Genomic DNA, 23,832 nt, shown 5'->3' with positions numbered 1-23,832 from the left:
ATGCCGCCGCTCATGCGTGCGGATCCGCATCGATGTCGCGCGCGGTCGGCTCGTAGCGCACGATCAGCAGGAACACGATCGGCGTGATTGCGCTGACCGCCACCACCCAGAACATGTCGGTACCGAGCCGCGCCTGCAGGATCGGCAGTACGAACAGCGCCAACGCCTGACCGATCCCGCACAGCGAGCGGCCGAAGCCGACGCCGGTGCCGCGGATCGTCGCCGGATACGACAGCGTCGGATAGATCATCATCTGCGCGCCGGGGCCGAAGCCTTCCGCGAACAGCCAGGTGCCGAGCATCAGCAGCACGAAGCCGACCGCGAGTGCACCGTGCGGATGCCCGGCCAGCGCGAGCGCGACGAGCGCGACGAACTGCAGCGCGAAGCCGGCGATCGCGACGTGCCGCGAGGGATAGCGGTACGCGAGCCGCATCCCGAGCAGGCCGCCGGTGAACGCGAACAGCACGTTCAGCGCGAGCGACGCGGCAATCGTCTCGAACACGCCCGCACCGAGGAACTGCGACAGGATCGACGGCAGGAAGAACGCGATCGCCGTGTATTCGAACGGGATGCACAGATTCATCACGCTCGCGACGATCGTGCGGCCGAGATACGGCCGCTCGAACAGTGCGCGAATCCGCACCGGCGGCGCGCTCGGCTCGCGCGGCCGGTCCTGCGCTTCGTGCGCGTGAATCCCGTACGACTCGCGCAGAATGCGCGCCGCGTTCGCGAGATCGCCTTGGTTGGCGGCCCACAGCGGCGATTCGTTCATGAAGCGGTTGCGCACGAGAATGATGGCGAGCGCCGGCACCGCACCGAAAATCAGCGACGCGCGCCAGAGCCACCCGGCATGCTCGGCCGGCAACAGAAAGTACAGGCCGAAGATCAGCAGAAAGCAGACCGACGACGCGACGTACCACATCGGGCACCACGCGGCCAGCCGCGACGCCTTGTTGCCGCGGCCGCCGAACTTCGAAAATTCGGCGAGAAACGCCATCGCGACCGGCAGGTCGATGCCGACGCCGAGCCCCATCACGAAGCGAGCGCCGATCAGCACCCACACGTTCGGCGCAAGGCCGGCCGCGATCGCGGCGATCACGAAAAACAGCATGTCGGCCATGAAGACCTGATAGCGGCCGATGCGGTCGGTCAGCCAGCCGCCGAGCAGGCTCCCGAAGATCGTGCCGATCATGATCGCGGAACCGACGAGCCCGGTCAGCGCGGGTGTCAACGCGAACTCGCGCGCGACGTCGTCGATGCCGTACGACAAGGTCGTCAGGTCGTACGCATCGAGAAACACGCCACCGAGCGCGAGCAGCACGATCATGCGCGCGTGGCTGACGGACGCATCCGTCGTGTTGATCAGACGCGCGACATCGCTTGCGGAGCGAATCGGCGCGGAAACCGGCGTGATGGCATTCAGATCGATCGAACTCATTGCACTCCCTCGTTGCACCGGCGAACCGGCGGTATCGGCACCGCGCGATCGGCGCGCATGCGCCGCGCGCGTGTGCGGGCAGCGAAGATTCTGGGCGGTCGGCGTCGGTATCCCAACCGATATAAATCGATAAATTTTTCGGCGTGCACGATAACGGCGCGCGCGTCGCGCTTAGCAGCCGCACGCATGTGCAATCGCGGATTTCTTGGTTATCGCCGCGCCGGCGCTTCGGTACAGTGCTCGGTCATCCTGCCTGTTCGCGGCACGTTGCCGCCCTTCCGGAGATCTCACGATGAAGCTGTCCTGGTTCCGCGCGTGGCAAGCCGCGGCCGCCTTCGCCGTCGCGCTCGCCGCTGTCGTGTCGCCGCGCGCGCACGCGGCCGCCCCCGCGGAAATTCGCGTCGACTACGCGTACTACTCGCCCGAAAGTCTCGTGATCCGCCATTTCGGCTGGCTCGAAGACGCGTTCAAGGCCGATCGCACGCCGGTGCGCTGGGTACTGAGCCTCGGCAGCAATCGCGCACTCGAATACCTGAACAGCGGCGCGGTCGACTTCGGGTCCGCCGCGGGTCTCGCATCGCTGCTCGCTCGCGCGAACGGCAATCCGATCCATGCCGTCTATGTGTTCTCGCGCCCCGAGTGGACCGCACTCGTCGTACGCAAGGATTCGCCGATCCGCTCGCTGGCCGATCTGAAAGGCAAGAAGATCGCCGCGACGCGCGGCACCGATCCGTTCCTGTTCACGCTGCGCGCCTTGCATACCGTCGGCTTGACGCGCGACGACGTGGAACTCGTGAACCTCCAGCATCCGGACGGCCGCACCGCGCTCGCGAACGGTCAGGTCGACGCGTGGGCCGGCCTCGATCCGCATATGGCGGCCGCGCAGCTCGACGACGGCGCGCGCCTGCTGTATCGCAACGTCGCGTTCAACACGTATGGGCTGCTCAATGTGCGCGACGCGTTCGCGCGCCAGTATCCGGAGGCCGTCACGCGCGTGCTGCAGGTCTACGAGCGCGCGCGCGAATGGATCGTCGCGCATCCGGACGAAACCGCGCGAATCGTCGCCGACGAATCGAAGGTGTCGCTGCAGGTCGCGACGCTGCAGCTGCAGCGCAACGATTTCGGCGACCCGGTGCCCGGCGAGCGCCAGCGCGCGGCGCTGAAGGCCGCCGCACCGGTCCTGACGGCCGAACAACTGATCAAGCCGGGCGTCGATCCCGCGAAGATCGTCGATACGCTGATCGATCCGGCGTTCGTGCGCCCGCTCGCCACCGCGTCGCACTGACATGTCGCGGCTCTCGCCTACCGTCGCGCGCGACGAAGCGCTCGTCCGCCGCCCTTGCGCGCCGCCGCGTGCGCCGTGCCGCGACCCGTTGCGCGCATGGCGCATCGCCGGCATCGCGCTGCCGTTCGCCGCGCTCGCGCTGATTGAGTTCGGCGTGCGGCGCGGCGGGTTGCCGGCCAATCTGGTGCCCGCGCCGAGCGAGATATTCGATACGCTCGCGCGAATGGGCGCGGCGCGCGTCGCGCGCCACGTCGGCGCGAGCGCGTTGCGGGTCGCCGCCGGCTTCGCGATCGGCGCGTCGCTCGCGCTCGTCGTCGGCGCGGCGATGGGCGTGAGCCGGCGCATCGACGCGCTGCTCGAGCCGACGTTCCAGGCGCTGCGCGCGATCCCGTCGCTCGCGTGGGTGCCCGTCCTGCTGCTCTGGCTCGGCATCGACGAAGCGCCCAAGATCACGCTGATCGCGATCGGCGCGTTCTTCCCCGTTCATCTCGCCGTGGTCGCCGGGATACGCAACGTCGATCGCAAGCTGATCGAGCTCGGCGCGCTGTACCGCCTGCGCCCGCTCGCGCTGTTCCGCCGGATCCTGCTGCCGGCCGCGCTGCCGCAGATCGTCACGGGCCTGCGCACGGGCCTGAGCCTCGCGTGGATGTTCATGGTCGCGGCCGAGCTGATCGCGGCCACGCGCGGCCTCGGCTTTCTGCTCAGCGACGGCCGCGAAACCGGGCGCCCCGATCTCGTATTCGGCGCGATCCTGCTGCTCGCGCTACTCGGCAAGCTGACCGACGGCGCGATGCGGCGTATCGAGCTGCACTGGCTCGACTGGCGCGACGCGGCCGCCGGCACGTCGCGGGACGCATCGCGATGAGCGCGCGCCTGCCGTCGCCCGATGCGGCCCGCGCGACCGATACGCCGCTGCTCGACCTGCGGATCGCGCACAAGTCCTACGGCGACCGCCCGATCCTCGCCGACATCGCGCTGCAGCTCGCGCACGGCGAGATCGTCTGTATCGTCGGCCCGAGCGGCTGCGGGAAGAGCACGTTGCTGCGGATCGTCGCCGGTCTCGATACCGCGTTTCGCGGCCGCGTGACGCTCGACGGCGTCGCGCTCGCCGCACCGTCGCCGCGTATCGGGCTGATTTTCCAGGAGCCGCGGCTGCTGCCGTGGCTGTCGATCGCCGACAACGTCGGCTTCGCGGCCGGGCCGCGCGGCGGACGTGCGCCGAGCGTCGCACGGCTGCTCGACGAAGTCGGGCTGGCGGATGTCGCGCAGCAGCTGCCGGCTACCTTGTCGGGCGGGATGGCGCAGCGCGCGGCAATCGCACGCGGGCTGTTCGGCGAACCCGATCTGCTGCTGCTCGACGAACCGTTCAGCGCAGTCGACGCGATCACGCGGATGCGCCTGCAGCGGCTGCTGCTCGACGTCGTCCGCCGACGCCGGATGGCGGCGATCGTCGTCACGCACGATCTCGACGAAGCGTTGTATCTCGGCGATCGCGTGCTGCTGCTCGCGCCGAATCCGGGCCGGCTCGACGACGCGTTTCGTGTCGATGTGCCGCGGCCGCGCGACCGCGGCGATCCGCGGCTCGGCGCGCTACGTGTGAGGCTGCTGCATGCGTTCGCGCGTTTCGACGAAGCTGCGCAGTTCGCCGACGACGCGGTTCGAGCGTTCGCATCGGGCATCCGCGCCGACTGAATGACGACGAGCGCAATTGCGCCTGACGCAGCGGATCCGTTTGCGCGCGATCGCCGGGCAGCCGCGTCACGCCGAGTTACGCATCGTCGAGGGCGGCCGTACATCGGACGTGCGGCGCGGGCTGCTCGGGCAGGGCTTGACGTCTGCGCTGGCGTGCGTGAAGCGAGACGGGCAGCGCTGGCCGCCCGTTTTTCATCGCGCCCGACGTCGATCGGCCATGCGCCGAACTGCCCATCCGGATAATGCCGGCCGCCGCGGCGCACCGCGGCGTCACGGTGCCGATATCGTGTCTGCCCGGCTCACAGCCACGTCCCGCCCTGCCGCTCGCTCGGCGTCTGTTCGAGCGCGTCGAAATCATGAATCCAGTCGAGGTGATGCAGCACGCGATCGCGCTCGGCGAGACGCGCATTGCGCGCCTGCGCGGCGGGCCCGTCAGGCAGATGCAGCACGTCGGCGGCAGAGATCGATGCGTACTGCACCTTGCGCGTACGACCGCGGCGCAGGCGCTCGTAGGCTTCCTGCGCTTCGCGCCAGTTGCCGGGCCCGGCCTTTGCCAGTTGTGCCGCCAGCACGACCGCATCCTCGATCGACTGGTTTGCGCCCTGCCCGTGGTGCGGCACGAGCGCATGCGCGGCATCGCCGATCAGCGTCACGCGTCCGCGGCTCCAGCGACCGAGCGGCGGCCGATGGAACAGGCCCCAGCGCTGACTGATCGGCACGGCGGTAATCATCTGCACGACCGCCGGATGCCAGTCGCGGAACAGTCGCAGCTGCTCGCCCTCTTCTGCCGGCATGACCCAGTCGCGCGACGGCCACGGCGACGGGTGGCGCTCGACCAGCAGGAAGTTCTGATCGCCTTTGTCGCCGATCGGATAGTGCAGCAGATGCCCGTGCGGCCCGATCCAGAACTGGATGGTCTCGGGATCCGGCAGCAGGTCCATGCGTTCGGCCGGCACCACGCCGCGAAAACCCGAGCAGCCCGAATACAGCACGTCGTCGTAACCGAGCATCCAGCGCCGCGTGATCGAGCGCGCACCGTCTGCGCCGATCACGAGATCCGCCTCGACGCGACGGCCGTTGTCGAAACTCAGCGTGACGTGATCCGGATGCTGCGCGAGATCGACGAGACGATGGCCGAGATGGATGCAGTCGAGACCGACCGCCTTCGACAGCACGGCCTGCAGATCGGCGCGATGGACGCCCCAGTACGCGCCGCCGAATTGCCGCCGATAGCTCGGCTCGCCGCGATGATGGCCGATCACCGCGCCGCTGCGTCCGTCGCGATAGACGAGAGCCGGAATCTCCGCACATACCGCGTCGAACTGCGGACGCAATCCCATGCGTTCGTAGAAGCGCGTCGCGTTGGCCGACAGCGCGACGGCCGCGCCGACTTCGCGCAACTCGCCGGTCTGTTCATAGAGCTGCGCGTCGATGCCGTGCTCGCGCAGCGCGAGCGCCAGCGTCAGGCCGCCGATGCCGGCGCCGACGATCGCGATCGTCAGATTCGTCTGCATGATGAAGGTGTCTCCGATATTCAGATTGTGGGTTCCGCAGGGATGCGGCGGACGCTGCGGTCAGGTCGAACGCAGGCGTCGTACCGGTATTGTCGGAAGCAGGGTTTCATCCCACAATAAAATGCAGGGAATCCGCTTCATCACTGAATGAAATAATCGGGAGCCACGCCAACCATGGAACTGAGCGACCTCGACCTCAATCTGCTGTTGCTGTTCCAGCGGCTGATGCAGGAACGGCGCGTGTCGACCGTCGCCGAGCAGATGAACATGAGTCAGCCGGGCGTGAGCAACGCGCTTGCGAAGCTGCGTCGACGGCTCGGCGATCCGCTCTTCGTGCGCGGGCCGGGCGGTGTCGTGCCGACGCCGTTCGCGCTGCGTCTGGCCGAACCCGTTTCGCACGCGCTCGCGACGCTGCACGCCGCGCTCAATCCCGAGACCGGCTTCGACCCGCAGCACGCCGTGCGCACGATCACGATCGGCATGACCGATATCGGCGAAGTCGTGTTCCTGCCGGCGTTGCTGGAACGCCTCTCGCAGACGGCGCCCGGCATCGTGCTGAACACCGTGCGCAACACGAGCGTGAACCTCGGCGACGAAATGGCCGAGGGCCGCGTCGACCTCGCGATCGGGCTGCTGCCGCAACTGCAGGGCGGCTTCTATCAGCGCAGGCTGTTCGATCAACGGTATGTGTGCCTGTTTCGGCGCGGGCATCCGCTCGAGGCCGCGCCGCTCACGCTCGACGCGTGGCGCGACGCCGGGCATCTGGTCGTGGTGTCGGCCGGGACCGGCCATGGACAAGTGGACGAATGGCTGAAGCGGCGTCGCGTGACGCGCAACGTGCGGCTGACGGTGCCGCACTTCATGAGCGTCGGCTATATCCTGCAACGCACCGACCTGATCGCGACGGTGCCGGAGCATCTCGCGCTGCAGCTCGCGACGCCGTTTTCGCTAAGCTGGCGTGCGCTGCCGGTGACGCTACCCGGCGCACCGATTCATATGCTGTGGCACGCGCGGGTGAATCAGGACGAGTGCAACCGCTGGCTGCGTGACGTCGTCGTCGAGTTGTTCGCGGAGGCCGGCGTGCGGCAGCGGAAATCGGGACCGGCGCGAAAGAAATAGGCGCGTGTACGATGTCGCGTCATAGGCGACGGGATCTTGCGACGACGTCGCGTGCGTCCGCGCCATCCCTCTTCAACCAGCAGGAATTCAAGCCATGTCTGTCTCGAAGCAATTCGCAGCCGTCACGGGCGCCGGATCCGGCATCGGCCGCGCAGCGGCCGTCGCGCTCGCCGGCGCGGGATTCACCGTCGCGCTGATCGGACGTACGGAAGCGTCGTTACGCGCAACGCAGGAAGCGATTCGCGCGGCGGGCGGCGACGCGCACGTGTTTCCCGCCGACGTCACCGACGAAGCGTCGGTCGACCGCGCGTTTGCGCAGATCGCGCAGCAGTTCGGCCGGCTCGACGTGCTGTTCAACAATGCCGGACGCAATGCGCCGCCCGTTTCCCTCGACGCATACGAGCTCGACGTCTGGAACGCCGTGGTGGCAACCAACCTGACCGGCGTGTTCCTTTGCGCGCGGGCGGCCTGGCGCATCATGAAGGCGCAGACGCCGCAAGGCGGCCGCATCATCAACAACGGCTCGATCTCGGCGTACTCGCCGCGCCCCGAGACGATCGCCTACACGGCCACCAAGCATGCGGTGACCGGAATCACGCGGTCGCTGGCGCTGGATGGCCGCGCGTACAACATCGCCTGCGGTCAGATCGACATCGGCAATGCGGCGACCGCGCTCACGGAACGCATGACGCAAGGCGTGCCGCAGGCGGATGGCAGCATGGCGCCGGAGCCGCGCATCGACGTCGCGCATGTCGCGAACGCGGTCGTGCAGATGGCGAGCCTGCCGCTGGACGCGAACATTCTGAACATGACGATCATGGCGACGGCGATGCCGTTTGTGGGGCGTGGGTAGGCATCGTGGCGGCGCCGGCCTTTCCTGCGAGCAGTTCTCATAGGCTCAACCGTCTCGTTCAACAACCCCCTCAAACATCCGCATCCGGAATCCGCGCCGACTGAATGACGACCAGCGTATCGCCCGCCTCGATCCGGCATGGCGGATCTTCGTAGAACGACTGGATCTTCCCGCAGCGATCGAGGCCGACGACGATCGCGCCCGGCACCATGTTCGTCATGCAGCCGACCTCGTGCGGCAGCGCCTCGCGCTCGACCAGCGTCGCGCGCCCGCGCGTCGACAGCATGTCGTTCACGAACGGCACGATATAGCGGCTATGCACGGCATCGGCCAGCAGCAGCGCGCCGATCTTCGTCGACGACACGATCACGTCCGCGCCGGCCTGCCGCAATTGCCGCTGATACAGATTCTCCTGGATGCGCACGACGATCTTCGTCTCGGGCGCGATGCTGCGTACCGACAAGGTCAGCAGAATCGCGGTCGGATCGTCGGTCACCGAGATGATCACGGCTTTCGCCGCGCGCACCTGCGCCTGGCGCAGCAGATCCTCTTGCGCGGGATCGCCGAGCAGCCCCGTCACGCCGAGCGCGGTCGCCGCTTCGAGCGCCTGCTGCTGCGCATCGATCACGATGATCGTCGAGGGCTCGACGCCGCTTTCGAGCAGCTCGCGCACCGCGATCGACCCGGACAGCCCGTAGCCGCACACGACGATGTGATCGGTCAATTGCTTTTGCAGCCGTTTCATGCGGAATTCCTCGATGACGCGCTGGATCACGAACTGATACGCCGTGCCCAGAAAGATGAACCAGATGACGATGCGGATCGGCACGATGAAGAACGCATCGATGAGCCGCGCACGCGCGGTGACGGGTACGATGTCGCCGTAGCCGACCGTCGCGACCGTCACCATCGTGAAATAGACGAGATCGGCGATGCTCATCGGCGTGCTTTTCGTCGAATCGCGCAGCCCGTCGCGATCGAGATACAGCGCGAAGAACGCGAGCACGCACAGCAGCAGCACCGCGCCGAGGCGAAACAGCAGCGTGCGGCGCGGCGACGTCGCGGGACGCGTAAACAACGTGCGTGTGCGCGGCGCCTGCCACGGATCGCGCGCGCGGCGCAGCCGCGAACGCAGTGAACGCAGTGAACGACGCTGGGCGGAAGGCGAAGCCAACGGGAAGTCTCCTGAACGATGCGGGCTCGATTCTACGATGCGGCGGCGCGCACGCGTCCGTCACAGCATGCTGCGCGGCGGCACCATCGTGCCGTCGACGAAACGGCGCGCGCGAAACGCCGACAGATCGAGCGACGGTGCGCCCGTGTCGATCCATTCGGCGAGCAGCCGCCCGACGATCGGCCCCATCGCGAAGCCGTGACCGCAGAATCCCGTCGCGATGGTGAGGCCCGCCGGCGTGTCGGGTGCGTCGATCACCGGAATCCCGTCCGGCAGCACGTCGATCAGCCCGGCCCAGGCCTCGACGATCTGCGCATCCTTCAGCACGGGGAAGATCGCCTTCAGCTTTTCGAGCGCGCGCGGCGCATGCGAACGGTTCGGTTGCGGCAACGGATCGCGCGGCTCGATCGCGTCGAGGCCGCCGCCGAGCCGCGCAAGCACGTCGCGCCACGCGGCGCCGTTCAGATGCAGACGGAATTTCTCGCGCTGCGACCAGAACGCCGGCCAGAACAGGCTAAGCCCGCGCAAGTGGCCGAGCGTCAGATCGACGTCGACCTGCATGTCGTCGGCGAGATTGATCGCGCCGTTCTTGCGCTGCCGGATGCCGAGGCCATGCCCCCAGATCGTCGACGCGGATACCGGCGGCACCACATTGGTGCGCATGCAGGTGCCGCGCACCGCCTGCTGCGGCAGCCGGATGCCGACGCCGTCGAGCAGCCGGAAACTCGTCGCGCCGGCCGCGCAGATCACGCGCCGCGTGCGGATGGTGCCGCGCTCCGTGGCCACGCCGGTCACCGCGCCGCCGCCCGTCTCGATCGCGGTCACGCCGCAGCCTTCGAAGAAGCGCGCGCCGGACTCGATCGCGCGCGCGGCGAACGCGGCGGCCACGCGGCGCGGTTCGGCCTGGCCATCGCTTTCGGTATAGAGGCCGCCGAGCGTGCGCGCATCGGTCGACAGCCCGCGCACGCGCTCGTCGATCTGCGCGCGCGTCAGCGTGCGCGTATCGAGCCCGTGCTCGCGTGCGACGGCGAGCCACGCCTGAAACGACTGCCAATCCGTTTCGTTGTCCGCAATATAGAGACAGCCGCCTTGCCGCCATTCGAGATCGAAACCGAGCGTTTCCTCTAATTTTTCCCAGATGCGCATGCCTGCCATCATCAGCGGCACTTCTGCCGATTCGCGCCCCTGCTGCCGCACGAAGCCCCATGCGCGCGTCGACTGCTGCCCGGCGATGCGCGACTTGTCGAGCACCACGGCCTTCAGGCCGCGCAGTCCGAGGTAGTACGCGGCCGCACACCCCATGATGCCGGCGCCGGCGATCACGACGTCGGCTTCGGTCGGAAACGGCGCGTCGGCGCGCGTGAGCGCATCGTGCAGCGGGTAAATTGTCGTCATTATTTCTTGTTCGGTAGGAATGTCCGGCTAACGCATGCCCGGCCGTAATGCCGGGATACACCTTTCACAGAAACGCACCGATCTGCACAAGGAGCGAAAGCCATTTTGCGGTAAAGTTATCTTTTCTGCGCGTGGCCGGTCGGCTCGCCACTGGACATCCGTCAGGACTGTCCGCCGAGACCGCCGCAAGGCGTCGTTCTGAACGTCATTCGATTCGACCCGATCCGCTCCCGTAGCATGACCACCGAAGCAATCACCACGGACTCCCTCGCGGTTGCCGAGCGCGTGCGCGAGCTGATGACCCGCAACGGCATCGGCAAGCGCCAGCAGACCACCGAGCTGTGCCGCATCCTCGACCTGAGTTTTTCACAAGGCCACCGCAAGCTGCGCGGCAGCAGCCCGTGGACACTCGCGCAGATCAAGAAAGTCGCCGAAGCGTACGGCGAACCGGCCGCCCAGCTGTTCGGCGCCCAGACGCTCGACCCCGGCATGGTCGGCGCGTGCTCGCAAGACGCGATTCTCTATGCCGGTGTCGCCGAGATCCCGTGCACCGCATGGATCGGCGCGCCGCTCGAAGCCGGCGCGCGCCCCGAATTCGTCGCGTACGAACAGAACGGCCGCTGGCGCGTGCTGCGCCACACCGGCGTGTTGTACCAGAACGCGTACGACGTGCACAAGATCGAAATCTATCCGCGCCGTGCGGAAAGCGACAAGCTCGTCGTCGCGGTCATCGATCCCGATCGCGTGAGCGCGACCGAGCTGTGCCGCTATCTCGAGCGCCAGGGCTTCGCGACGGCGTCGTTCGACGGCTTGACCGCCTTCGTCGATGCGCTGCAGGGTCAGGCGTTCGACGCGGTCGTCACCGAGTGGCTGTTCGACGACTGCACGGCCGCGACCGCGATCAAGGCCGTGCGCACCTCCGACAATCCGGGCGCGCCGATTTTCGTGCTGACCGGCGATCTGCTGACGGGCCGCGCGAGCGAAGCCGACATCAGCGAAGTGATCCGTACGTTCGACGTCGTCTGCTACGAGAAGCCGGCGCGCATGGCGATCCTCAGCGCCGATCTCGCGAAGCGGCTCGCACGCGGATAACACCGCACACGGCGGCCGCCCGCGGCTTCGTCAGTACAATAGCCGGACCCGTTCACGCGACGCCGGCATCCGCCGCCCGACTCCATGGCCCGCCTCATCCCCGACGACTGGAAAAATCTCGCCGCGACCGGCGCTGCCGAACGCGAACGCGAAACGCTCGCCGCACTCGAACACGCGCTGCCCGACGGCTACACCGTCTACCACGGCGTGCACTGGACGCGCGCCGACCAGGGTTTTTCGGTGTTCGGCGAGACCGCGTTCGTCGTCGTGAGCCCGGCCGGCCGCGTGCTGCTGATCGAACTGAAGGCCGGTTTTCTGCGCGAGACGCCGAAAGGGCTCGTGAAGGTGTATCTGCAGACCGAGCGCAACGTCGCGATCCAGCTCGCGCGCACGCAGGAAACGCTGCATCGCCGGCTGACGGCCGCGTTCGGCGCCGGCGTCTACGGGATCGACGCGCTGCTGTATTGCCCGGACTACGCGATCCGCCAGACCGCGATCGCCGGCGTCGCGGCCGACCGCATCGTCGACGCGTCGCGCAAGGCGCAGCTCGCGCAGGTGATTTTGCAGATCCTGCCCGAAGACGAAACGCCGCTGCCGAACGCCGCCAGGATCCACCACTTTCTCGCCGACGAGCTGGCGCTGACGCCCGACACGAGCGCGCTCGTCGGCCAGGCCGGCACGCTCGTCACGCGGCTGTCGGGCGGCCTTGCCGCGTGGGCGCGCCAGCTCGAGTTCACGCCGTTCCGGCTGCGCGTGACGGGCACCGCCGGCTCCGGCAAGACGCAGCTCGCCGTGCAGGCGATGCGCGATGCGGTCGCGGCCGGCAAGCGCGTGCTGTACGTCTGCTTCAACCGGCCGCTCGCCGACTACATCGCGCGGATCGCGCCGGCGGGCGCGACGGTCGCGAACTACCACCAGCTGTGCGACTGGGTCGCGCGCGACGGCGGCTATGTGCCGGACTTCCAGGCGCCCGGCGCGTTCGAGCAGCTCGAAGCGCGTTTCGCGCAGACGCCGATCGCCGGCCGCTGGCGCTTCGACGTGCTGATCGTCGACGAAGGACAGGATTTCCACGCGTCATGGGCCGCCGCGCTCGAGCGGCTGCTCGCCGCGGACGGCGCATGGTGGTGGCTCGAGGATCCGCTGCAGAACCTGTACATGCGCGAGCCGGTCGCGCTGTCGGGCTGGGTCACGCTGAAGGCGCTGACGAACTACCGCAGCCCGCGCGACGTGCTCGAATTCGTGCGCGACATCGTCGGGCGCGTCGAACCGCTCGCGAGCGAACTGCGCTCGGGCAGCCCGTTCGACGGGTCCGATCCGTCGGTGTCGGCATACGGGGAACCGGACGCGTCGGCCGACACGCTCGCCGACGCCTGCATCGACGCGACCAAGCGCGCGATCACGCACGCGCTGTCGCTCGGCTTTCGCAAGCAGGACATCGCGGTGCTGTCGTACCGCGGCCGCGAAGGGTCGGTGCTCGCGCCGCTCGACCAGCTCGGCCCGCACCGGCTCAAGCGCTTCACCGGCACGTACGACCTGTTCGGCAACCCCGAGTATCGCGACGGCGACGTGCTGCTCGATTCGATCCATCGCTTCAAGGGACAGTCGGCGCCGTGCGTGATCCTCACCGAGGTCGACTTCGCGTCGCTCGACGCGCGCGCGGCCCGCAAGCTGTTCGTCGGCGCGACGCGCGCGACGATGAAGCTGCTGATCGTCGCGTCGGCGCGCGCCGCCGCGCAATTGACGGCCGCCTGACGCGGCCGCGTGCGCCGGCTCAGGCGACGCGGAACGCGCCGACCGCGCGCCGCAAGCCCTCGGCCTGCTCTTCGAGCGACGCGGCGGCAGCCGCCGCCTGCTCGACGAGCGCAGCGTTCTGCTGCGATACCTGATCCATCTGCGACACGGCGCGATTGACCTGCTCGATGCCGTCGCGCTGCTCGTTCGACGCGGCCGCGATCTCGGTCATGATGCCGGCGACGCGCGCGATCGCCTGCTGAATGTCACGCATCGTTTCGCCCGCGACGCCGACGAGCCGCGATCCGTTCGCGACGCGCTCGACCGACTCGCCGATCAGCGTGCGGATTTCCTTCGCCGCGGACGCCGAGCGCTGCGCGAGCGTACGCACCTCGCCGGCGACCACCGCGAAGCCGCGGCCCTGCTCGCCCGCGCGCGCGGCTTCGACCGCGGCATTCAGCGCGAGGATGTTGGTCTGAAACGCGATGCCCTCGATCGTGCCGATGATGTCGGCGACCTTCTGCGAACTCTGGTCGATCTCGCCCATCGTGCCGATCACTTCGCCGACGACCGTCGCGCCGCGCGTCGCGATCTCGCGCGCGTCGTCGGCGCAGGCCTGCGCCTCGAGCGCGTGATCGGCGTTCTGCTTCACGGTCGCGGTCAGTTGCTCCATGCTCGCCGCAGTCTGCTGCAGCGCGGCCGCCTGTTCCTCGGTGCGTTGCGACAGGTCCGTATTGCCGGCCGCGATCTGGTGCGTCGCGGTCGAGATCGCGTCGGAGCCGTGCGCAACCTGCCGCACCGTATCGGCGAGGCTGCGCTGCATGCCGGTCACGCCCTTCACGAGTTCCGCCATCTCGTCGCGCGACGTCCAGCGCACTTCCGACGTCAGGTCGCCGTCGGACAGCCGGCGGAAATGCATGAGCAGCCGGTTGACCGGCTGCGTGATCGCGAAGTGCAGGCCGATCGCGCAGCCGAGACACGCGGCAACGCCGAGCGCGATGCCGGCGATCGCGCCGGCGCGCAGCCAGTCGTAGCGCGTTTGCGCGGCGTCGTAGACGGCGCGGCCGCGTGCGGCCTGAAACGTGTCCAGCGCATCGGTCGCGCGCGTCAGCGCGACCGACAGCGGCGGCGCGACCGACATCATCAGCCGGTCCGCGTCGTCTCGCCGGCCTTCGCGGATGGCATCGGCGAGCGGCGTCAGCGCCTGTCCGATCAGCGCCTGGCGCGCGGCGTCGAGCCGGCTCGCGAGCGGCGCTTCGTCGGCATCGTGCGGCATCGCCGCGTACGCGCCCCATGCGGCATTCGCCTTCGCGAGGTAGTTCTCGGCCTTCGCGACGAGCTCGGGCAGGTCGGGCGCCTCCGGATGCAGCACGGCGCGATCGAGCGTGGTGCGCACGATCGTCAGGTTCAGCGTGGCGGCCGCCAGCGCGGTCTTTGCGGCGAGCTGGCGCGTGTACGCCTCGTCGAGTGCGCGGTTCGAGCTTTGCATGCCGGCGAGGCCGATCAGCCCCGACACGACGAGCAGCCCCGCGACGAGGCCGAGCGTGGAAAAGATGCGGGTGCGGATCGAGAAACGGGAAAACAGGGCGTTCAGATTCATGACGGCACGGGATCGAGAAAAGCGCCGCGACCGGCGGACGCGGCACTCTGGATTACGGTTCGCCTTCAGAAAACTTGAGTCCGGCCCCGTTTCGCCCTGATCTCGATCAATTTGGCAAGTCGGCAACGCACCGTTACGACTGCAACAATTCGAGGGCAAGCAGAAATTGACCAGTCATCTATCGACGACTATATTTCGAGCAACTTCCTGCCATGGCAGATAATTCAATGCAAACCGATATCCTTCCCTCGCCGTCCGTCGACACCGTCGCGCGCCGCGATGCGCCGACGGCGCCGATCATGGCGGCGCTGCTGCTGGTGATGCTGTTGTCCGCGCTCGATCAAACGATCGTGTCGACCGCGCTGCCGACGATCGTCGGGGAACTCGGCGGGCTCGACCGGCTGTCGTGGGTCGTGACCGCGTACCTGCTGTCGTCGACCGTCGTGCTCCCGCTCTACGGCAAGCTCGGCGATCTGTACGGCCGCAAGATCGTGCTGCAGGTCGCGATCGCGCTGTTCCTCGCGGGATCGGCGCTCTGCGGGATCGCGCAGGACATGACGCAGCTGATCGCGCTGCGCGCGCTGCAGGGCCTCGGCGGCGGCGGCCTGATGGTCGTCACGATGGCTGCGATCGGCGATCTCGTCCCGCCCGATCGCCGCGCACGCTATCAGGGGATGTTCGGCGGCGTCTACGGGCTCGCGACGATCGTCGGGCCGCTGCTCGGCGGTTTTCTCGTCGAGCATCTGTCGTGGCGCTGGATCTTCACGATCAACCTGCCGCTCGGCTTTCTCGCGCTCGCCGTGATCGGCATCGCGTTCCGGCCGCATACGGCGCACGTGAAGCACCGCATCGACTACATGGGCGCCGCATTCCTCGCGACCGCCCTCACCTGTGTGATCCTGTTTACCAGCGAAGGCGGCTCGTTGCTGCCGTGGTCGTCGCCGCAGCTCTGGATGACGCTCGTGCTCGGGCTCGTCGCGATCGGCGGGTTCGTGTACGAGGAACGGCTCGCGGCCGAGCCGATCATGCCGCTCGAGCTGTTCCGGCATCGCACCTTCGTGCTGTGCTGCGCGATCGGCTTCGTCGTCGGCGTCGCGCTGTTCGGCTCGGTCACGTTCATTCCGCTCTATCTGCAGGTCGTGAAAGGCTCGACGCCGTCGCAGGCCGGCATGCAGCTGCTGCCGATGATGGGCGGGATGCTCGCGATGTCGGTCGCGAGCGGCCGGCTGATCGCGCGGCTCGGCTCGTACCGCGCGTTTCCGATCGCCGGCACGCTGATCGGCGGCGTCGCGATGGTGCTGCTGTCGACGCTGTCGCTCGACACGCCGCTGCACACGATGTACGCATACATGGCACTGCTCGGCATCGGCCTCGGGATGGTGATGCCCGTGCTCACGCTCGCCGCGCAGAACACCGTCGCGTTCCGGCACATGGGCGTCGCGACGTCCGGCGCGACGCTGTTCCGCTCGATCGGCGGCTCGATCGGCGTCGCCGCGTTCGGTACGCTGTTCTCGCACGGCCTGCGCGCGCGGCTGATCGATGCGCTGCCGGCCGGCACCGAGCTGCCGACCGCGCTCGGTCCCGGCACGCTCGGGGAGCTGCCCGAGACGGTCCGCAGCGCATACCTGCATGCGTTCGCCGGTTCGCTGCATGTCGTCTATCTGGCCGCGGCGACGGTGATCGCGATCGCGTTCGTGCTTGCCTGGTTCGTCGAGGACGCACCGCTGCGCACGCGCGGCTGACGGATGCGGCGGCGCCGCTTCGCACGGCCGCCGACACCCGGGCCAGCGCCGCGCCCGCCGATCGCGCAGCAGGCGCCGGTGCCGCCCGCTTTACCTGCCGGCCGCGCGCCCGCATAGTAGCGGTTTCGTCCGATCCGACTTCGCCATGTCCGCTGCTCCCGCCTGTACCGTCCGCGACGCGACCGACGCCGATCTCGCCGCGATCCAGGCGATCTACGCGCATCACGTGCGCCACAGCGTCGCGTCGTTCGAGGAAGTCCCGCCCGACGTCGCCGAACTCGCCGCGCGCCGCGACGCGGTGCTGCGCCACGGGCTTCCGTATCTCGTCGCCGAATGCGACGGCCGCGTCGCCGGCTATGCGTATGCGACGCCGTACCGCCCGCGGCACGCCTACCGATACACCGTCGAAGATTCGATCTACATCGACGACGCGCAGCGCGGCCGCGGCATCGGCCGCGCCCTGCTCGCCGCGCTGATCGCGCGCTGCGAGGCGGGCCCGTGGCGGCAGATGATCGCGGCGATCGCGGACGGCGGCACCGGCGGCTCGACGTCGCTGCATCGCGCCTTCGGCTTCGCGCCGGCCGGCACGCTGCAGGCGGTCGGCTTCAAGCACGGCCGCTGGATCGACATCGCGCTGCTGCAGCGCCCGCTCGGCGAGGGCGCGGCCACGCTGCCCGCCTCGCCCGCGCAAGGCGCGTCGCGCTAGAATGGCCGCATGCCGAAACAGACTCCTCCTCCGTCCGACACCGCCGCCGACGAAACCCGCAACGAGTACACGGTGGACGAACTCGCGCGCGTGTCCGACACGACCGTGCGCAACGTCCGTGCATACCAGGATCGCGGGCTGCTGGCGCCGCCCGAGAAACGCGGGCGCGTCGGCATCTACGACGATACGCACGTCGCGCGCCTGAAGCTGATCAATCATCTGCTCGCGCGCGGCTATACGCTGTCGAACATCCAGGATCTGATCAAGGCGATCGACGAAGGCCACGACCTGCGCTCGATCCTCGGCCTCGAAAACGCGATCGGCGGACGCTGGTCGCACGAACGCCCGAAAACCTATTCGCTCGCCGCGCTCGCGCAGATGTTCGGGCCGCAGACGCCCACGCAGCTCGCGCGCGTGACCGAACTGGGGCTGCTCGAGCGGCGCGGCATGTCGTTCGTCGCGAAGAGCCCCGCGCTGCTCGAAGCGGCGGCCGCGATGACGAAGGAAGGCATTCCGCCGCGCGAACTGCTCGACGTGATCAGCCTCGCGCGCCCGCACTTCGACGCGGTCGCGCGGCTGCTCGTCGATCTCGTCGTCAAGCAGCTCGACCGCTACGATGCGGGCACGCTGCCGCCGGCAACCGACGTGCCGGCGCTCGTCGACGCGATCTGGCGTCTGCGTCCGCTCGCGGCCGTATTCGTCGAGGCGGAGATGAACCGCGCGCTCGAAAACGCGGCCAGCGCGTACCTCGGCGGCCGCGTCGCGACGATTCTCGATCGCAAGCTCAGCGACGAAGCCGCGCGGCAGGCCGGTGCGCCCGAGGCGCACGGCAGCGGCGGCAAAGCATAAGCGCGCCGCTTTCATATTCATATCGGCATTGCTTCGTTGGCGGGCGCGAACGCCCATGCGACGATTCTTCCACCCGAGCGGCATGCCGCTCTCCGAAGACGTCACGCATGGAGTTCGTTCGATGATTCGTTTCCCCCGCTGGATCGCCCGCACCGTCGCCACCGCACTCGTCGCACTGTCGGCCGCGTCCGTCTGCGCGCCGGCGAGCGCCGGCCAGGTCGTACGCATCGGCTATCAGAAGGCCGGGCTGCTCGCGATCATCCACGCGCAGCATTCGCTCGAAGCCCGGCTGAAGCCGCTCGGCTACGACGTGCAATGGTTCGAGTTTCCGGCCGGCCCGCAGCTGCTCGAAGCGCTGAACGCGAACGGCATCGACTTCGGCTATACGGGCGCGCCGCCGCCCGTGTTCGCACAGGCGGCCGGCGTGCGCTTCGTGTACGTCGGCGCGGAACCGCCGGCGCCGCACAACGAGGCCGTGTTCGTGAAGGCCGATTCGCCGATCCGCTCGGTGGCCGAGCTGCGCGGCAAGCGCGTCGCGCTGCAGAAAGGCTCGAGCGCGAACTACCTGCTGCTCGAAGCGCTGAACAAGGCCGGCGTGCGCTACGACGAGATCCGCCCGGTCTACCTGCCGCCCGCCGATGCGCGTGCCGCCTTCGAAAGCGGGCACGTCGACGCGTGGGCCGTCTGGGACCCGTATTACGCGGCCGCGCAAAACGCGCTGAAGATCCGCACGCTGTCCGACTACACGGGCCTCACGCCGACCAACAACTTCTACGAAGCGACGCGCGATTTCGCGCAGCAGCATCCCGACGTGGTTGCCGCGATTCTCGCGCAGGCGCGTGAGACCGGTGCATGGGTGAACAGTCATCCGGCCGAGACGGCCGCGCTGATCGCGCCGACTGTCGGCATGCCGGCGCCGCTCGTCGAAACCTGGATCAAGCGCGTGCCGTTCGGCGCGGTGCCGGTCGACGAGAAGATCGTCGCGGTTCAGCAGCGTGTCGCCGATGCGTTTCTCGCGGCGAAGCTGATTCCGCAGAAGCTGAACGTCGCCGACAATGCGTGGATCGACCGCCGCGTCGCGGCCGCGCTCGCCGCGAAGTAGACCTGACGCGTGCCGACGGGCGGCACGACGCGCTCGCGAGCGCCCGGCGGCGGAAACCGGCGCACTAGAACGATTCGCCGGTTTCGGCCCGGCCGTTGTTGCGGATAATGGCCGTCGATCCACGCGTCGGCGCTACCGGCTGCCGCCACGCGTCGACAACGACGATCCGGAGACCGCGCTTGCTCGCCACGCTTCCCGCCACCTATCGCCGACTATGCCCGCTGGCCGTCGCCGCCGCGCTGCTGTACGGCGTGTCGCTCGCCGCTGCGCCGTATCGCGGACAGTTCGCCGCAAAAGCCGCGATGGGCATCCTGCTGCTGGCCGCCGGCAGCACGCTGCGCGCACCGCGCGACCGCGCGTGGCTCGTCGCGGCGCTCGCGGCCGCCGTGCTCGGCGACGTGCTGCTCGCGCTGCCCGACTCGCCGTTCACGTTCATGGGCGGCCTCGGCGCGTTCCTGCTGACCCATCTGTGCTACTGCGCGATCTTCTTGCGCTGGCGTGCCCGGCCGCACGGCGGGCGCGTGGCGGCGCTCGTCGTGCTCTGGATCGCGGCGCCCGCGTTCTATGCCGCGTTCTTCCCGCATCTCGGCGAGCTCGCGGTGCCGGTCGTCGTCTATATGCTCGTGCTCGGCGCGATGGCGAGCTTCGCGCTTGCCGCCGATACGCATGCGCCACTCGTCGCGATCGGCAGCCTGATCTTCGTCGGCTCGGATACGCTGATCGGCGTCGAGCGCTTTCTCGGCAGTTTTCCCGGCATCGGCCCCGCGATCTGGGCGCTCTATGCGCTCGCGCAAGTCGTCATCGTGACCGGGGTTTTCCATGAGGCGACCGCCCGAACGGTCCGTCCCTGATTCCGTTTCAAACAGCCATCCCGCCCGTTCTCCCGCGAAACCGCGGCCGTTTACCGGCCTACGCCGGGCGTCCGCGCGCTTTCCGCAGTGCGGAAAGCCGTCCGTTCCAAACCGCGCAGCGCCTTGCCGGGCGCGGCTTCCGGCCCTTAGAGCGGCACTTCTAGTGGCTTGCGATTTCCCGGCTCACCCACTATCGTTACATCAACCAATGTAACATTAAAAAATGAGCCCAATCGGAGACACCCGGATGAATGCTCGCACGTTGCCTTTCGGCCCGCCCGGCCATGACGGCCCGGACGAAACCATCGACATCGCCATCATCGGCACCGGCTTCGCCGGGCTCGGGATGGCCATTCGCCTGCGGCAGACGGGCGTCACGGATTTCGTCGTGCTCGAGAAGGCGGCCTCGGTCGGCGGCACGTGGCGCGACAACCACTATCCCGGGTGCGCCTGCGACGTGCAATCGCACGTCTACTCGTTCTCGTTCGCGCCGAATCCGCGCTGGACGCGCATGTTCGCGCCGCAGCCCGAGATCCGCGCGTATCTCGAAGACTGCGTGCAGCGCTTCGGGATCGGCCCGCATCTGCGGATGAACCACGAACTGCAGCGCGCCGAATACGACGAGCGCGCGCAGCGCTGGCGTCTGACGTTCTCGAACGGCAAGCGGCTGTCGGCGCGCGTGCTGGTGTCCGGCATGGGCGGCCTGTCGCGCCCCGCGCTGCCGGCGATTCCGGGCGTCGAGGATTTCCGCGGCCGCGCGTTCCACTCGCAGCAGTGGGATCACGCGTATCCGCTCGAAGGCAAGCGCGTCGCGGTGATCGGCACCGGCGCGAGCGCGATCCAGTTCGTGCCGCAGATCGCGCCGCGCGTGAAGTCGCTCGCGCTGTTCCAGCGCACGCCGCCGTGGATCATGCCGAAGCCCGACCGCAGCCTCACGCGGTTCGAACAATGGCTGTTCCGCACGCTGCCGTTCACGCAGAAGCTCGTGCGCAGCGGACTCTACTGGATGCTCGAATCGCGCGTGCTCGGCTTCGCGATCCATCCTGGGCTGATGAAGAACGTGCAGAAGCTCGCGCTGCGCCATATCCGCAAGCAGGTGCCGGACCCGGCGCTGCGCCGCGCGGTCACGCCCGACTACACGCTCGGCTGCAAGCGCGTGCTGATCTCGAACGACTATTACCCGGCGCTGTCGCGCAGCAATGTCAGCGTCGTGACGACCGGCATCGCGCGCATCGAAGCGGACGCGGTCGTGACGACCGACGGCACGCGTCATGAGGTGGACTGCCTGATCTACGGCACCGGCTTCCAGGTCGCCGATCCGTTCCCGCGCGGCGCGATCGTCGGCCGCGGCGGCCTCGACATCGTCGATGCATGGCGCGACGGCGCGCACGCGTATCTCGGCACGACGCTGCCCGGCTATCCGAACTTCTTCATGATCGTCGGCCCGAACACCGGGCTCGGTCACAACTCGATGGTGTTCATGATCGAGTCGCAGATCGAATACATCCTCGGCGCGCTGCAGGCCATGCACCGCGAGCGCGCCGATGCGATCGAGGTGCGCCCGACCGTCGAGGCGCAGTTCAACAGCGAGCTGCAGCGCAAGCTGAAGAAGGCGATCTGGTCGACGGGCGGCTGCAAGAGCTGGTACCTCGATCCGCGCACCGGCAAGAACACGACGCTGTGGCCGGGCTTCACCTGGCGCTTCCGCCAGGCGACCGCGCACTTCTCGATCGCCGATTACCACGCGTATCGCGCGCCGAACGATGCCGCGCACGCGGCCGCGGCGCCCGCCCCTCGCGCTTCCGCTTCGGCCGAAGCAGCCTGACCCGGACAAGGAGCAAGGACATGAAAGATTTCGCCAACAAGGTCGCGGCCATCACGGGCGCCGGCTCCGGAATGGGCCGCTCGCTCGCGGTGCAGCTTGCGCAGGCCGGCTGCCACGTCGCGCTCGCGGACAAGAACGGCGTCGGCCTCGCCGAAACCGAACGGATCGTCCGCGCGATCGCGCCGAACGTACGCGTGAGCTCGCGCGTGCTCGACGTCGCCGATCGCGACGCGATGTTCGCGTGGGCCGACGATACGGCGCGCGAGCACGGCAAGGTCAACCTGATCTTCAACAACGCGGGCGTCGCGCTGTCGAGCACGATCGAGGGGATGGACTACGCCGATCTCGAATGGATCGTGAACATCAACTTCTGGGGCATCGTGCACGGCACGAAGGCGTTCCTGCCGCATCTGAAGGCCGCCGGCGAGGGCCACGTGATCAACACGTCGAGCATCTTCGGCATCTTCGCGCAGCCCGGCATGAGCGCGTACAACGCGACCAAGTTCGCGGTGCGCGGCTTCACCGAATCGCTGCGGCAGGAACTCGACATGATGAAGTGCGGCGTGTCGGCGACTTGCGTGCATCCGGGCGGCATCCGCACCAACATCGCGCAGTCGAGTCGGATCGCGAAGAACATGGTCGGCTTCATGATCGAAAGCGAACAGCAGGGCAAGGACGACTTCGAGAAGTTCTTCATCACGAGCGCCGACGATGCCGCGCGCACGATCCTCGCCGGCGTGCGCAAGAACAAGCGCCGCGTGCTGATCGGCCGCGACGCGAAGGCCGCCGACTGGATGGCGCGGATCCTGCCGGCCGCCTATCAGGCGCTCGTCGTGCTCAAGTCGCGTCAGGAGGCCGCGAAGGCGCGCCGCCGCGCGGCACGCTTCGGCACGCCGGCAAGCGCCCCGCTCCACGCCACCTACAACAACGCAGGCAATCAAGGAGGAAAACAGTCATGAGCACTCCGCAAATGATGCCGGTGCGGCGCGACGTCCGCTTCGCGCTGCCGCCCGAGCGCGCGCGCGACTGGCACGTGCAGGGCGTGCCCGTCACGCATTTCATGAACGCGCTGTCGCTGCTGTTTCCGGCCGGCGAGCGCTTCTTCATGGATTCGGTGCGCAACTATCGCGACCGCATCGACGATCCGGAGCTGAAGAAGCAAGTGCTGGGCTTCATCGGACAGGAAGCGATGCATACGCGCGAGCACATCGAGTACAACGATCTGCTGCAGGCATCCGGTCTGCCGGCGCACAAGCTCGACAAGCGCCTGTGGACGATCCTCGGCTGGTTCAAGAAGGTGCTGCCGCATTCGATGCAGCTCGCGATCACGATCGCGCTCGAGCACTACACGGCCATTCTCGCGAACCAGCTGCTGTCCGGCCACGAGCATCGGATCGACGGCTCCGTCGAAGGCTATCAGCAGATGTGGATGTGGCACGCGATGGAAGAGACCGAGCACAAGGCCGTCTCGTACGACGTGTGGAACGCGGTGATGAAGCCCGGCATCGGCCGCTATCTGCTGCGCACCGGCACGATGCTGATCACGACCGTGATTTTCTGGACCATCGTGTTCGACTTCCATGTGCGGCTGATGCTCGCGCATCGTCGCCGTCACGGCAGGTTCGGCGGCATGTGGCGTCTCGTCAAGTATCTGTACGGGCCGAAGCACGGCGTGTTTCCGAGCATCGCGCGCGAGTGGCTCGACTATTTCCGGCCGGGCTTCCATCCGTGGGATCACGACAACCACCAGTATCTGCAGGGACTCGACACGCTGCTCGCGAACATCGACGCGACCAACGCGCGCTATGCGGCGCAGGCCGCGCCGCGTCGCGTGCCGCTGCATCCCGTCGCGCAGGCATGATGC

General features: G+C 68.3%; 20 protein-coding genes. 15 read left to right on the top strand and 5 right to left on the bottom strand.

The window, feature by feature from the left end; genetic code table 11:
• Positions 1 to 10: 10 nt before the first annotated feature.
• Positions 11 to 1,438, bottom strand: coding sequence for an MFS transporter (locus BCR55_RS25175; RefSeq protein ID WP_039217573.1), 1,428 nt, complete (start codon positions 1,436 to 1,438; stop codon positions 11 to 13).
• A gap of 292 nt (positions 1,439 to 1,730) precedes the next feature.
• On the opposite strand from BCR55_RS25175, the gene BCR55_RS25170 reads away from it, so the two are divergent.
• From BCR55_RS25170 to BCR55_RS25160, 3 genes are read left to right on the top strand one after another with little or no spacing between them, the layout of a single operon-like run.
• On the top strand, positions 1,731 to 2,723 hold the full coding sequence (locus BCR55_RS25170; RefSeq protein WP_065496400.1) for an aliphatic sulfonate ABC transporter substrate-binding protein: 993 nt from the start codon (positions 1,731 to 1,733) through the stop codon (positions 2,721 to 2,723).
• Between the two features lies 1 nt (position 2,724).
• Positions 2,725 to 3,588, top strand: coding sequence for an ABC transporter permease (locus BCR55_RS25165; RefSeq protein ID WP_065496398.1), 864 nt, complete (start codon positions 2,725 to 2,727; stop codon positions 3,586 to 3,588).
• Positions 3,585 to 4,415, top strand: a complete 831-nt coding sequence (locus BCR55_RS25160) for an ABC transporter ATP-binding protein (RefSeq protein WP_053298443.1) — start codon at positions 3,585 to 3,587, stop codon at positions 4,413 to 4,415. The genes BCR55_RS25165 and BCR55_RS25160 overlap by 4 nt, the downstream gene beginning before the upstream one ends.
• 299 nt (positions 4,416 to 4,714) lie before the next feature.
• Here the strand turns inward: BCR55_RS25160 and BCR55_RS25155 are convergent, their stop codons facing one another.
• Positions 4,715 to 5,929 (bottom strand): FAD-dependent monooxygenase, encoded by a 1,215-nt coding sequence (locus tag BCR55_RS25155; RefSeq protein WP_065496396.1) that lies wholly within the window; start codon positions 5,927 to 5,929, stop codon positions 4,715 to 4,717.
• Positions 5,930 to 6,103: 174 nt separating this feature from the next.
• Between BCR55_RS25155 and BCR55_RS25150 the strand changes: the two genes are divergently transcribed.
• Positions 6,104 to 7,048: a LysR family transcriptional regulator gene (locus BCR55_RS25150; RefSeq protein ID WP_065496394.1), complete on the top strand. Its 945-nt coding sequence runs from the start codon at positions 6,104 to 6,106 to the stop codon at positions 7,046 to 7,048.
• Between the two features lie 94 nt (positions 7,049 to 7,142).
• Positions 7,143 to 7,901 carry an SDR family oxidoreductase gene (locus BCR55_RS25145; RefSeq protein WP_065496392.1) on the top strand — a complete coding sequence of 253 codons (759 nt, stop codon included), beginning with the start codon at positions 7,143 to 7,145 and terminating at the stop codon, positions 7,899 to 7,901.
• Between the two features lie 70 nt (positions 7,902 to 7,971).
• Here BCR55_RS25145 and BCR55_RS25140 read toward each other — a convergent pair whose 3' ends face one another.
• Positions 7,972 to 9,075 carry a TrkA family potassium uptake protein gene (locus BCR55_RS25140; protein WP_006403250.1) on the bottom strand — a complete coding sequence of 368 codons (1,104 nt, stop codon included), beginning with the start codon at positions 9,073 to 9,075 and terminating at the stop codon, positions 7,972 to 7,974.
• Between the two features lie 60 nt (positions 9,076 to 9,135).
• Entirely contained in the window at positions 9,136 to 10,470 is a 1,335-nt protein-coding gene (locus BCR55_RS25135; RefSeq protein WP_065496391.1) for an FAD-binding oxidoreductase, read from the bottom strand.
• 237 nt (positions 10,471 to 10,707) lie between these two features.
• Here BCR55_RS25135 and BCR55_RS25130 point away from each other — a divergent pair, with 237 nt between their 5' ends.
• Both BCR55_RS25130 and BCR55_RS25125 read left to right on the top strand, forming a co-directional pair.
• On the top strand, positions 10,708 to 11,562 hold the full coding sequence (locus tag BCR55_RS25130; RefSeq protein ID WP_006396823.1) for a helix-turn-helix domain-containing protein: 855 nt from the start codon (positions 10,708 to 10,710) through the stop codon (positions 11,560 to 11,562).
• 84 nt (positions 11,563 to 11,646) lie between these two features.
• Positions 11,647 to 13,314 carry an ATP-binding domain-containing protein gene (locus tag BCR55_RS25125; protein ID WP_006409761.1) on the top strand — a complete coding sequence of 556 codons (1,668 nt, stop codon included), beginning with the start codon at positions 11,647 to 11,649 and terminating at the stop codon, positions 13,312 to 13,314.
• Positions 13,315 to 13,333: 19 nt separating this feature from the next.
• Here BCR55_RS25125 and BCR55_RS25120 read toward each other — a convergent pair whose 3' ends face one another.
• Positions 13,334 to 14,893 (bottom strand): methyl-accepting chemotaxis protein, encoded by a 1,560-nt coding sequence (locus tag BCR55_RS25120; protein ID WP_065496390.1) that lies wholly within the window; start codon positions 14,891 to 14,893, stop codon positions 13,334 to 13,336.
• Positions 14,894 to 15,120: 227 nt separating this feature from the next.
• Between BCR55_RS25120 and BCR55_RS25115 the strand changes: the two genes are divergently transcribed.
• From BCR55_RS25115 to BCR55_RS25080, 8 genes are all read left to right on the top strand, one after another.
• The gene (locus tag BCR55_RS25115) at positions 15,121 to 16,635 is read left to right on the top strand and encodes an MDR family MFS transporter (protein WP_065496388.1); all 1,515 of its coding nucleotides are present in this window, start codon (positions 15,121 to 15,123) and stop codon (positions 16,633 to 16,635) included.
• A gap of 145 nt (positions 16,636 to 16,780) precedes the next feature.
• The gene (locus tag BCR55_RS25110) at positions 16,781 to 17,341 is read left to right on the top strand and encodes a GNAT family N-acetyltransferase (RefSeq protein WP_006396819.1); all 561 of its coding nucleotides are present in this window, start codon (positions 16,781 to 16,783) and stop codon (positions 17,339 to 17,341) included.
• Between the two features lie 9 nt (positions 17,342 to 17,350).
• On the top strand, positions 17,351 to 18,190 hold the full coding sequence (locus tag BCR55_RS25105) for a MerR family transcriptional regulator (RefSeq protein ID WP_012216835.1): 840 nt from the start codon (positions 17,351 to 17,353) through the stop codon (positions 18,188 to 18,190).
• Between the two features lie 121 nt (positions 18,191 to 18,311).
• Entirely contained in the window at positions 18,312 to 19,292 is a 981-nt protein-coding gene (locus BCR55_RS25100; protein WP_035487582.1) for a sulfonate ABC transporter substrate-binding protein, read from the top strand.
• Between the two features lie 179 nt (positions 19,293 to 19,471).
• Positions 19,472 to 20,143: a lysoplasmalogenase gene (locus BCR55_RS25095; protein WP_065496761.1), complete on the top strand. Its 672-nt coding sequence runs from the start codon at positions 19,472 to 19,474 to the stop codon at positions 20,141 to 20,143.
• Positions 20,144 to 20,390: 247 nt separating this feature from the next.
• Positions 20,391 to 21,968, top strand: a complete 1,578-nt coding sequence (locus BCR55_RS25090; protein WP_006403243.1) for an NAD(P)/FAD-dependent oxidoreductase — start codon at positions 20,391 to 20,393, stop codon at positions 21,966 to 21,968.
• Between the two features lie 20 nt (positions 21,969 to 21,988).
• Positions 21,989 to 22,927, top strand: coding sequence for an SDR family oxidoreductase (locus tag BCR55_RS25085; protein WP_006403242.1), 939 nt, complete (start codon positions 21,989 to 21,991; stop codon positions 22,925 to 22,927).
• Entirely contained in the window at positions 22,924 to 23,829 is a 906-nt protein-coding gene (locus BCR55_RS25080) for a metal-dependent hydrolase (RefSeq protein ID WP_006403241.1), read from the top strand. Before BCR55_RS25085 ends, BCR55_RS25080 begins: the two co-directional genes overlap by 4 nt.
• The last annotated feature ends 3 nt before the right edge of the window (positions 23,830 to 23,832 follow it).

It is taken from the genome of Burkholderia sp. CCA53 (assembly GCF_001685525.1).
Taxonomy (GTDB): Bacteria; Pseudomonadota; Gammaproteobacteria; order Burkholderiales; family Burkholderiaceae; genus Burkholderia; species Burkholderia multivorans.
The sequence above is the reverse complement of the archived record's forward strand: the minus strand, read 5'-3'. Positions and strand labels throughout refer to the sequence as shown.

What these genes read in the sequence shown, in the direction of transcription:
- BCR55_RS25175 (WP_039217573.1), bottom strand. Translation starts at nt 1,438, where the DNA reads ATGAGTTCGATCGATCTGAATGCCATCACGCCGGTTTCCGCGCCGATT.
- BCR55_RS25170 (WP_065496400.1), top strand. Translation starts at nt 1,731, where the DNA reads ATGAAGCTGTCCTGGTTCCGCGCGTGGCAAGCCGCGGCCGCCTTCGCC.
- BCR55_RS25165 (WP_065496398.1), top strand. Translation starts at nt 2,725, where the DNA reads ATGTCGCGGCTCTCGCCTACCGTCGCGCGCGACGAAGCGCTCGTCCGC.
- BCR55_RS25160 (WP_053298443.1), top strand. Translation starts at nt 3,585, where the DNA reads ATGAGCGCGCGCCTGCCGTCGCCCGATGCGGCCCGCGCGACCGATACG.
- BCR55_RS25155 (WP_065496396.1), bottom strand. Translation starts at nt 5,929, where the DNA reads ATGCAGACGAATCTGACGATCGCGATCGTCGGCGCCGGCATCGGCGGC.
- BCR55_RS25150 (WP_065496394.1), top strand. Translation starts at nt 6,104, where the DNA reads ATGGAACTGAGCGACCTCGACCTCAATCTGCTGTTGCTGTTCCAGCGG.
- BCR55_RS25145 (WP_065496392.1), top strand. Translation starts at nt 7,143, where the DNA reads ATGTCTGTCTCGAAGCAATTCGCAGCCGTCACGGGCGCCGGATCCGGC.
- BCR55_RS25135 (WP_065496391.1), bottom strand. Translation starts at nt 10,470, where the DNA reads ATGACGACAATTTACCCGCTGCACGATGCGCTCACGCGCGCCGACGCG.
- BCR55_RS25130 (WP_006396823.1), top strand. Translation starts at nt 10,708, where the DNA reads ATGACCACCGAAGCAATCACCACGGACTCCCTCGCGGTTGCCGAGCGC.
- BCR55_RS25125 (WP_006409761.1), top strand. Translation starts at nt 11,647, where the DNA reads ATGGCCCGCCTCATCCCCGACGACTGGAAAAATCTCGCCGCGACCGGC.
- BCR55_RS25120 (WP_065496390.1), bottom strand. Translation starts at nt 14,893, where the DNA reads ATGAATCTGAACGCCCTGTTTTCCCGTTTCTCGATCCGCACCCGCATC.
- BCR55_RS25115 (WP_065496388.1), top strand. Translation starts at nt 15,121, where the DNA reads ATGCAAACCGATATCCTTCCCTCGCCGTCCGTCGACACCGTCGCGCGC.
- BCR55_RS25110 (WP_006396819.1), top strand. Translation starts at nt 16,781, where the DNA reads ATGTCCGCTGCTCCCGCCTGTACCGTCCGCGACGCGACCGACGCCGAT.
- BCR55_RS25105 (WP_012216835.1), top strand. Translation starts at nt 17,351, where the DNA reads ATGCCGAAACAGACTCCTCCTCCGTCCGACACCGCCGCCGACGAAACC.
- BCR55_RS25100 (WP_035487582.1), top strand. Translation starts at nt 18,312, where the DNA reads ATGATTCGTTTCCCCCGCTGGATCGCCCGCACCGTCGCCACCGCACTC.
- BCR55_RS25090 (WP_006403243.1), top strand. Translation starts at nt 20,391, where the DNA reads ATGAATGCTCGCACGTTGCCTTTCGGCCCGCCCGGCCATGACGGCCCG.
- BCR55_RS25085 (WP_006403242.1), top strand. Translation starts at nt 21,989, where the DNA reads ATGAAAGATTTCGCCAACAAGGTCGCGGCCATCACGGGCGCCGGCTCC.
- BCR55_RS25080 (WP_006403241.1), top strand. Translation starts at nt 22,924, where the DNA reads ATGAGCACTCCGCAAATGATGCCGGTGCGGCGCGACGTCCGCTTCGCG.